The organism is Pseudaquabacterium terrae, assembly GCF_013266755.1.
In the GTDB taxonomy this organism is placed as follows: domain Bacteria; phylum Pseudomonadota; class Gammaproteobacteria; order Burkholderiales; family Burkholderiaceae_C; genus Pseudaquabacterium; species Pseudaquabacterium terrae.
This window is the reverse complement of record NZ_JABRWJ010000029.1, coordinates 1-7,546: the sequence shown is the minus strand read 5'-3', so window position 1 is coordinate 7,546 and position 7,546 is coordinate 1. Positions and strand designations below refer to the sequence as shown.

General features: G+C 63.7%; 10 protein-coding genes. All 10 read left to right on the top strand.

Annotation, left to right across the window (positions count from 1 at the left end; translation table 11 throughout):
* Positions 1-137 precede the first annotated feature (137 nt).
* On the top strand, positions 138-533 hold the full coding sequence (locus HLB44_RS36400) for a hypothetical protein (RefSeq protein WP_173135696.1): 396 nt from the start codon (positions 138-140) through the stop codon (positions 531-533).
* 32 nt (positions 534-565) lie between these two features.
* The gene (gene sctJ / locus HLB44_RS36395) at positions 566-1,360 is read left to right on the top strand and encodes a type III secretion system inner membrane ring lipoprotein SctJ (protein WP_173135693.1); all 795 of its coding nucleotides are present in this window, start codon (positions 566-568) and stop codon (positions 1,358-1,360) included.
* A gap of 12 nt (positions 1,361-1,372) precedes the next feature.
* On the top strand, positions 1,373-1,993 hold the full coding sequence (locus tag HLB44_RS36390; protein WP_173135690.1) for a type III secretion protein HrpB4: 621 nt from the start codon (positions 1,373-1,375) through the stop codon (positions 1,991-1,993).
* Entirely contained in the window at positions 1,987-2,922 is a 936-nt protein-coding gene (sctL, locus tag HLB44_RS36385) for a type III secretion system stator protein SctL (RefSeq protein ID WP_173135687.1), read from the top strand. The genes HLB44_RS36390 and sctL overlap by 7 nt, the downstream gene beginning before the upstream one ends.
* Positions 2,923-3,036: 114 nt before the next feature.
* Positions 3,037-3,912 carry a hypothetical protein gene (locus HLB44_RS36380; RefSeq protein WP_173135684.1) on the top strand — a complete coding sequence of 292 codons (876 nt, stop codon included), beginning with the start codon at positions 3,037-3,039 and terminating at the stop codon, positions 3,910-3,912.
* Between the two features lie 171 nt (positions 3,913-4,083).
* The gene (locus tag HLB44_RS36375) at positions 4,084-4,347 is read left to right on the top strand and encodes a hypothetical protein (protein WP_173135681.1); all 264 of its coding nucleotides are present in this window, start codon (positions 4,084-4,086) and stop codon (positions 4,345-4,347) included.
* A gap of 49 nt (positions 4,348-4,396) precedes the next feature.
* Entirely contained in the window at positions 4,397-4,858 is a 462-nt protein-coding gene (locus HLB44_RS36370) for a hypothetical protein (RefSeq protein WP_173135677.1), read from the top strand.
* 20 nt (positions 4,859-4,878) lie between these two features.
* Positions 4,879-5,112: a hypothetical protein gene (locus HLB44_RS36365; RefSeq protein ID WP_173135675.1), complete on the top strand. Its 234-nt coding sequence runs from the start codon at positions 4,879-4,881 to the stop codon at positions 5,110-5,112.
* A 33-nt stretch (positions 5,113-5,145) separates the two neighbouring features.
* Positions 5,146-7,260: a hypothetical protein gene (locus HLB44_RS36360; RefSeq protein WP_173135673.1), complete on the top strand. Its 2,115-nt coding sequence runs from the start codon at positions 5,146-5,148 to the stop codon at positions 7,258-7,260.
* Between the two features lie 79 nt (positions 7,261-7,339).
* A partial coding sequence (locus tag HLB44_RS36355; protein WP_173135671.1) for a hypothetical protein occupies positions 7,340-7,546 on the top strand: 207 nt, incomplete at its 3' end.

Here is a 7,546-nt window from a genome sequence, read left to right as displayed (position 1 = left end):
GCCTGGTGCGTCTGCTGCTGCATCCCGACGAGATTCACGCCCCGCCGACCGAGACCACCCCGACCGAACGCTCGCCGCTCGAAACGGCGTCGATGGTCGATCACCGCAATTACCTGCGCGCCTAAGGAGGCCACATCATGATCGAAGCCGTTTCAGCTATCGCTCCGGCTGCCAGCGCCACGGGCGTCGGCACCCCGACCACGCCGTCGAGCAATCTGACCAGCTTGTCCGAGTCATTCAACCGCCTGATGGCCAAGGATCCCGATCCGTCGGCCTACTCGGCACAGAACCTGCACAACAGCGAATCCGCCGTGACGAAGTTCATCGGCCAGCAGGAGAAGACGCTGCAGGGCACCTTCGACCAGGTGCGCGCACTGACCAAGGAGGCGCCCATGATGGACGCGCAGGAACTGGCGGCGCGCCACATCGAGATGAGCTACCAGATGTCGATGGTGCAGGTGCAATTCAATGCAGGCGTGTACATCGCGCAGAGCGGCAAGACCGGCCTGCAAACCTTGATGAAGAACCAGTGATGAGCACGCGCGCAGCGCCAAGGGGTGCACTCATGAACATGCACAAACTGCTCCGCCGCGCAGCGGCGCCGGCCCTGGCGTGCGCGCTGGTGCTGCTGACCGCCTGCAAGACGGACATCTACACCAAGCAGACCGAGGCCGACGCCAACGAAATGGTGGCCTTGCTGCTGACCAGCGGCATTCGCGCCGAGAAGCTGACCCCGGACTCGGGCAAGACCTGGAGCGTGAGCGTCGACGAGGAAGACACGGTGCGTGCGCTCAACGTGCTGCGCGCCAATGGACTGCCTTCGGTCAAGAACGTATCGCTGGGCGACATGTTCAAGAAGGAAGGCCTGATCTCCACCCCCACCGAGGAGCGCGTGCGCTTCATCCACGGCGTGGCGCAGGAGCTCCAGGACACGTTGTCCAAGATCGACGGCGTGGTGGCCTCCAAGGTGCACATCGTGCTGCCGAACAACGATCCGATGGCCACCGTGGTCAAGCCCTCCAGCGCATCGGTGTTCGTCAAGTACCGCTGGGATGCCACCGTCAATTCGCTGACGCCGAACATCAAGAACCTGGTGTCGCGCAGCGTCGAAGGCCTCACCTACGACAACGTCACGGTCACGCTGGTGCCCGGCGGCAACGCGAACGCATCGGTGCAGGCACCGCCGCCGCGCGGCATCTCGGGCTGGTGGCTCATGCCGGCCCAACTGCCCTTCCTTCTGCTGGCAAGCGCCCTCACGGTGGTGCTGCTGCGGCCGAACTGGGTGCCGGCGAAGCTCGCGCGCTTCCTGCCAAGGCCGCTGCAGCCGGCCGCCGCCGCGGCCGATCCGGTGGTCGAATGAGAGGCGCTTCGCATGGAACACGACCCGGCCGCGCTGGCCGCCTGGGCGCGCGGCCTCGAGTGCAAGCTGGAGCAGCTGCCGCAGCACTTGCATGACCCCGCACGTGCGCCGTGGGCGGCCTGGCTGGCACAGCTGCCGACGGGGCCCGCCAGGAGACGTGTCGCGGCACGGCTGTTCGAGCAGCACGTGGCGCCGCTGCCCCCGCTGGACCGGCTGAGTGACCGGGATGCGCGCGTGGCGCTGCTGCCGCGCGAGACGCTGCTGCGCCAGCTGTGCATGCTGGCGCTCGCGCGCCGGCCGGGCGTGTTGCGCTGCTGCGTCGACGGTCGCACCCGTGCGGGGCTGCGAAGCATGCTGGGCGACGCATTCGATGCGCTGGTGTCGGTCGGCCAGAACGGCCGCGCGCCGCCCGAGCACACCATGCGCTGGACCCCGATGCACTGGAGCTGCCAGGGCTACTACGACTGGGCAGGCTTGCTCGCGCAAGGCGACCAGGCGCTGCGCCGCATCGTGCGGCTGTCGCTGCCGCCCGACCTGCTCGACGTGCGCCGTGCGCAGTTGCCGCCGGCCGACCTGCGCGCCGCGCCGGCGGTGGGCATCATGAACGATCTCTCACTGGAGTGGTCATGCTGATTTTCGTGCACGCCGAAGGCCACGGCCGCGGCCTGGCCGCGCCCCACGGCATCCTGAAGGCCGGCGAGCTGGAAATGGCGATGGCGGCGCAGGATGCGCAGGCCGAGCTCACGCGCCGTGCCGAAACGATGCTGCAGCAGGCGCAAGAGCAGGCGCGCGAGGTCCTCGAGCAAGCCGAGGCCAAAGTGCAGCGCTTGCGCCGCGAGGCGCAGCAGGAGATCGAGGCCGAGCGCGCGCGCGGCTACCGCGAGGGCATGCGCAAGTCCGTGATGGAGTGGCATGACAAGCAGGCGAGAGACGCGATCGAGCGTTCGCAGTCGCTCGGCACACTGCACGGCAAGCTGGCCGAGATCGTCACCAGCGCGGTCGAGCGCATCGTCAATACCGAATCGCGCGCCGCGCTCTACCAGCGCGCGCTGAAGAACGTGCGCTCGCTCACCAAAGGCGCCACGACGCTCACATTGCGCGTCAGCCCGGTCGACTTCGACCAGGCCAGCGAGACGCTCGCCTTGCTGGGCGACACGCACGACGCCGGCCTGCAGGTGAACGTGGTGGCGGACCCGACGCTGAAGGCCGGCAGCTGCATCTTCGAGTCGGAACTGGGCATGCTCGACGCCAGCCTGGAGACGCAGCTCGACGGGCTGCGCACGGCAATGGCCCGCGCGGTGCGCGCCGCCGTGGCCTCCTCCGACGCCGAGCCGCAGGTGAACGAGAGCGGCCGACACGTTTCCGAAGAGCTCGAGCACTTGCAGCAGCAGCAGGCTGAAGAGCACACGGACTCTGCGCAGGACGCCGACGAGGGTCACGAGGACCACGACGACGAGTACGGCGAAGAAGAGCACCGCGATCCAGACCACGAGGACGGCGGCGACGGCGCCACGGAGCACGGCGAAGACGGGTACGACGAGCTGGAGCATGACGAGGAGTAGGCCGACGATGGTTGCGGAACACCCTCCTCTCAAACTTGACCACAGGGACAGCACATGCCACTCAGGATCCCGGGCGGATTGATCGTTCGCTGCCACCGTTCCGAGGCAGACCGGATGCAGAACCCCACCGACAAGGAAGTTTTCTATCAGAAGTACCGGGGCAATCCTTACCTGCTTTCGCTGCGCGAGATGAAGCGCAACAAGCCGCTGGTGGAAGTGAAGGTGGCCACACCCTATGACAAATACCTCACCGTCAAGTCGCTTCAATCTGCGCTGGATCGCCTGCCGGAAGTCGGCACCCACGTCGAGGCGTCCAATCTGATCCGCCAGCATATTCGCAAAGAGATGGCGTCTGCACCTGCCGACAAACCAGTCATCATCGCGCTGGCCGAAATGCACGACGAAGACCTGGCCGTCACCGGGGCAATGTCAACGCTGCACCTGTTGGAACCCCACTCCCAAAAAAAGTACCTTGCCGAATTGACTCCGCGGCGGGTCGCTCGCTTCCAGCGAGACGAGGCTGAGGAGCGCCGCGCTGCATTCCAGGCCGCAGAGGCGGCCGGCACCGGCTTTACGACGACGGACATGCCCGTGCATCCGTCCCTCGCCCGTGCCCTCACGAATTGCACTTACGCCTTGGAAAAGGGCTTCGACATCGAGGGCATGGATACGCTGCACGCGTCGGCCAGCAGCCAGGACGCGCGGGAAGCGGCGATGGTTGAAAACATTGCGCGAGAAGCCCGGGAAGCAAGCGTCACGGTCGTTTCCACGGGCAGAGTCCACCTGCCCTATCTGCACGAAAAGCTGTCCCGCAACTTCCACGTGATCGCCGTGATGCATGCCGCGATGCCGGAAAAAGGCGACCATGAGGCTTTGAAGCGGGTGAGCTATGGGCTGGCCAAGCAGGACCAGATCCTCATGCTGCGGCCGAGCTCCGAACTGGGGCAGGAACCGATCGATGCGATCGAGTTGCAGCGCAGGTTCACCTGATCCACCGGGATGGGCTCGGGCGAAGTCCCGAACTGACGCACCGCACTTGATTTCCGCTGCACCTTGGTTCGCACACCATCAAGCTGCTTCGCATCCTGACCGGTCTGCATGCGGGGCGCGCAATTACTCTCGGACAACGGTATTTGCCTTCGCATTCCCAAGGAGACTCACATGGACAACACCATCGACAACACGATCTTCGGCGACATCGCCCAGATCGAGAAGACATTGTCCGAAGACACGATCGGCGAGCGTGCGCGCGCCATGATCAGCTACTTCGAAGAGGTCAGCAAGAACAGCGAGAAGATGCTGTCGCAGCCGATCGCCGAGAACGAGCGCCGCCTCGTGACGCAGCTGATCGAGGGCTTCCGGGCTTCCCAGCGCATCATCCGCCACGTGTGGGAAACGCTGCATTCGGCGTCCCTGCCGGCGTGACGAGGCCAACCAGCTGCTGTTTGCCAGCTGCGCCACACGGAGAATCGACATGAACCCATCCGAAGCGACCGTCGAGCTCGCCTACTCCTACGGGCAGACGAGCGCCCTGGGAATGTCCGAGGCATCCAAGCCACCGGGCGCCGACGAGCACCCCCTCGTCCGGTCCGTTTCAGTCATCGGACTGCTCGGTTGCGTCTACAAGCAGCGGGAGGATGCCGCGGCGGCCTGCGACGCTGTCGAGCGCATGCTGCGCGACCCTTTGCAGTTCCGCATCCAGCGCTCGCTGGCGCAGTCCTTGGGCGGCGATTGCCAGTACGCGATCGACACGATCAACAAGCACCTCGAAACCCACCCCGATGACGACGGCGCCAAGGTCATTCTCGGCGTGTCGATGATGATGGGCAACGACCTGGGGTGGGTGCCGATCTTCAAAAGCATCATCGCATCCAGCACCGACCACGATGCCCGCATGGCGGCCATGCAGTTCGTCGGTTATCTGAAGACGTTCTAACCATCCACAGAGGAATTGAAATGAACACCGTCGGTACAGGCCAATTTCTCCAGCAGGGCGTCGCCATGGGCCAGGGTGCGGCCAACCAGGCTGATCAGACGTCAGCGGCACAGATGATGCAGATGCAGCAGACCGCTGCAACGCAGATGAAGTTCCAGACCGAGATGGGCATGATCCAGATGATGATCAAGATGAACGAGGCGCTGGCCAAGATGTTCAAAGCCCTCGGCGAAGCCATCAAGTCACTGGCCTGACGCCTTTCAAGACACGAAGCACCAAAGGCAGTGATGAACCCGATCTCGAACGTCAATGGCGTGCAGCAGATCCAGAAGCTGATGCAGAACCTGATGCTGGACCTGCTGCAAAACAGCATGGGCACCGGCGGCAACAACCCGCAGAGCACTGGAGCGTTCCAGAACCTGCGCGACATGATCAACGGCAACCTGGGCACCGGCGCCAACAGCTACTTCGGCAACGGCACCGACCCGCAGCAGTTGGGCGGCCCGGGCGGCAGCACGCCATTCGGCGGCCCCAGTGGCCTCGGCGGGTCCGGCAACCCCGCGCAGCAGATCCAGGGTCTGATGCAGATGGTCATGCAGCTGATGCAGTCGCTGATGCCGCTGATGCAGCAGATGAACGACATGGGTGGCGGCAGCCCCTTCGGCGGCGGCAGCCCATATGGGGGCGGCAGCCCGTACGGCGGCGGCAGCCCGTACGGCGGCGGCAGCCCCACCGGCGGCCCCAGCAGCACCAGCGGGCCGAACAGCAGCGGCGGTATCGGCGACCTGGGCGACTTCTTCACCCAGCTGAGCAAGATGTTCGAGGGGTACAACCAGAACCTCAACGATGTGGGCAGCGGCGGCCCGAGCAGCTCGCCGAACAACTACAGCACTCCGCCGAGCAACTACAGCACTCCGCCCAGCAACTACAACACGCCGCCGAACAACACCAACAACACGCCGAACAAGAACGGCACCCCGCCCAACAGCTACAACACCCCGCCCAACAACTACAACACCCCGCCGTACTCGAACGACAACAACAAGAACAAGCCGGTCTGCAAAACCGACAACAAGGACAACACGCCCACCACCAACAACACCAACCGGCGGACGGATCCGTATACCTACGATCCGAAGGGCAACAACCGGCACACCGATCCGGATTCCGGCGTGACGTGGACGGTCAAGAAAGACGGCTCGTACGACATGACCGATCCGGGCGGCAGGTCCGACTACAACGTCGACAAGGCCAAGCTCGAGGAAGAAGTCAAGTACTACAGCGGTGAAGGCAAGTTCGAATACAGCAACAACGGCCGCACCAACACCTTCACCGACGCTTCGGGCGTGGAGTACAAGTGCAACGCCGAGGGTGACTACAACTTCAAGACCCAGGACGGAAGGTGGATCACCGGCGACCGGTCGAAGCTCAACGAGGAAATCGACTACTGGAAGAACAACCCGGTGAACAAGACGCCGGAAACCAAGACGCCGGAAGAAACCAAGACGCCCGAAGCCGATCCCTACAAGTACGACGCCAGCGGCAACAACACGCACAAGGGCGACAACGGCTTCGAGTACACGGTCAACGAGAAGGGCGACTACAGCTGGAAGACCCAGGACGGCAGGGACATCACCGGCTGCAAGGAAGAGCTCGAGATCGAGAAGGACTACTGGAAGAACAACCCGCCAAGCACGGTCAAGGCGCCCGAATCCTCCGACCCCATCAAGAACACCTATATCCAGGACTACCAAGCGGGCGGCAACAACACCTACGACGTCAGCATCGGAAGCGACAAGCTCAAGTACACCGCCAACGACAAGGGCGACTACACCTGGACCGACCCGAGCGGCGAGACCACGACCGGCTCGAAGGGTGAGCTCGACAAGGAAATCGACTACTGGACGAACAATCCGAAGACCACGCCGCACGACCCCTACACGTACGACCCGAACGGAAACAACAAGTACGACGGCGAGAACGGCTTCCAGTACACGGTCAACGAGAAGGGCGATTACACCTGGAAGAACCAGAGCGGCGACGAAATCACCGGCGGCAAGGAACAGCTCGATGCCGAGAAGGAATACTGGAAGAACAACCCGCCCAGCACGGAGAACAAGACACCGGAAACGGCGCCCAAGCCCAAAGCCGAGCCCATCAAGATCAACGAGTACGACCAGTTCGGCATCAACATACACGAGGTCAATATCGGCGACGGCAAGTTCAAGTACACGGCCAACGTGGGCGGCAACTACACCTGGAAGACCCAGGACGGCAGGGATATCGTCGGCAGTAAAGACGACCTCGCCAGGGAACTCGAATACTGGCAGGCCAACCCGCCGACTAGCGCCTCGCCGCCGCCCCCCAAAGACGACTACGAACCGATTGTGCGGGTCGGGTGAAGACCGCACGAAATGATTCAAAGGGCGCTCGTCTCGCGCTGGACCAACTCTTCGTCAACCACTGAAACAGGACTTCAAAATGGGCTTCAATAACGTCGCCAACGACATCTCGAACAACCCGGCGTTGCTCTTCTCGCCGATGCTGCTGATTCCGTCTCTGCTCAAGAACGACCAGCACAAGCATTTCCACGAGCACAAGCAGCATTGCGACCACATGCCGCACATGCCGCCGAACCTGACCACGCAGAGCGAGGGCAACGTCCACACCCCCAACGGCAGTCCCGGC

Excerpts from the sequence above, each read along its gene's own strand:
- HLB44_RS36400 (WP_173135696.1), top strand. The coding sequence starts at position 138 with ATGATCGAAGCCGTTTCAGCTATCGCTCCGGCTGCCAGCGCCACGGGC.
- sctJ (WP_173135693.1), top strand. The coding sequence starts at position 566 with ATGAACATGCACAAACTGCTCCGCCGCGCAGCGGCGCCGGCCCTGGCG.
- HLB44_RS36390 (WP_173135690.1), top strand. The coding sequence starts at position 1,373 with ATGGAACACGACCCGGCCGCGCTGGCCGCCTGGGCGCGCGGCCTCGAG.
- sctL (WP_173135687.1), top strand. The coding sequence starts at position 1,987 with ATGCTGATTTTCGTGCACGCCGAAGGCCACGGCCGCGGCCTGGCCGCG.
- HLB44_RS36380 (WP_173135684.1), top strand. The coding sequence starts at position 3,037 with ATGCAGAACCCCACCGACAAGGAAGTTTTCTATCAGAAGTACCGGGGC.
- HLB44_RS36375 (WP_173135681.1), top strand. The coding sequence starts at position 4,084 with ATGGACAACACCATCGACAACACGATCTTCGGCGACATCGCCCAGATC.
- HLB44_RS36370 (WP_173135677.1), top strand. The coding sequence starts at position 4,397 with ATGAACCCATCCGAAGCGACCGTCGAGCTCGCCTACTCCTACGGGCAG.
- HLB44_RS36365 (WP_173135675.1), top strand. The coding sequence starts at position 4,879 with ATGAACACCGTCGGTACAGGCCAATTTCTCCAGCAGGGCGTCGCCATG.
- HLB44_RS36360 (WP_173135673.1), top strand. The coding sequence starts at position 5,146 with ATGAACCCGATCTCGAACGTCAATGGCGTGCAGCAGATCCAGAAGCTG.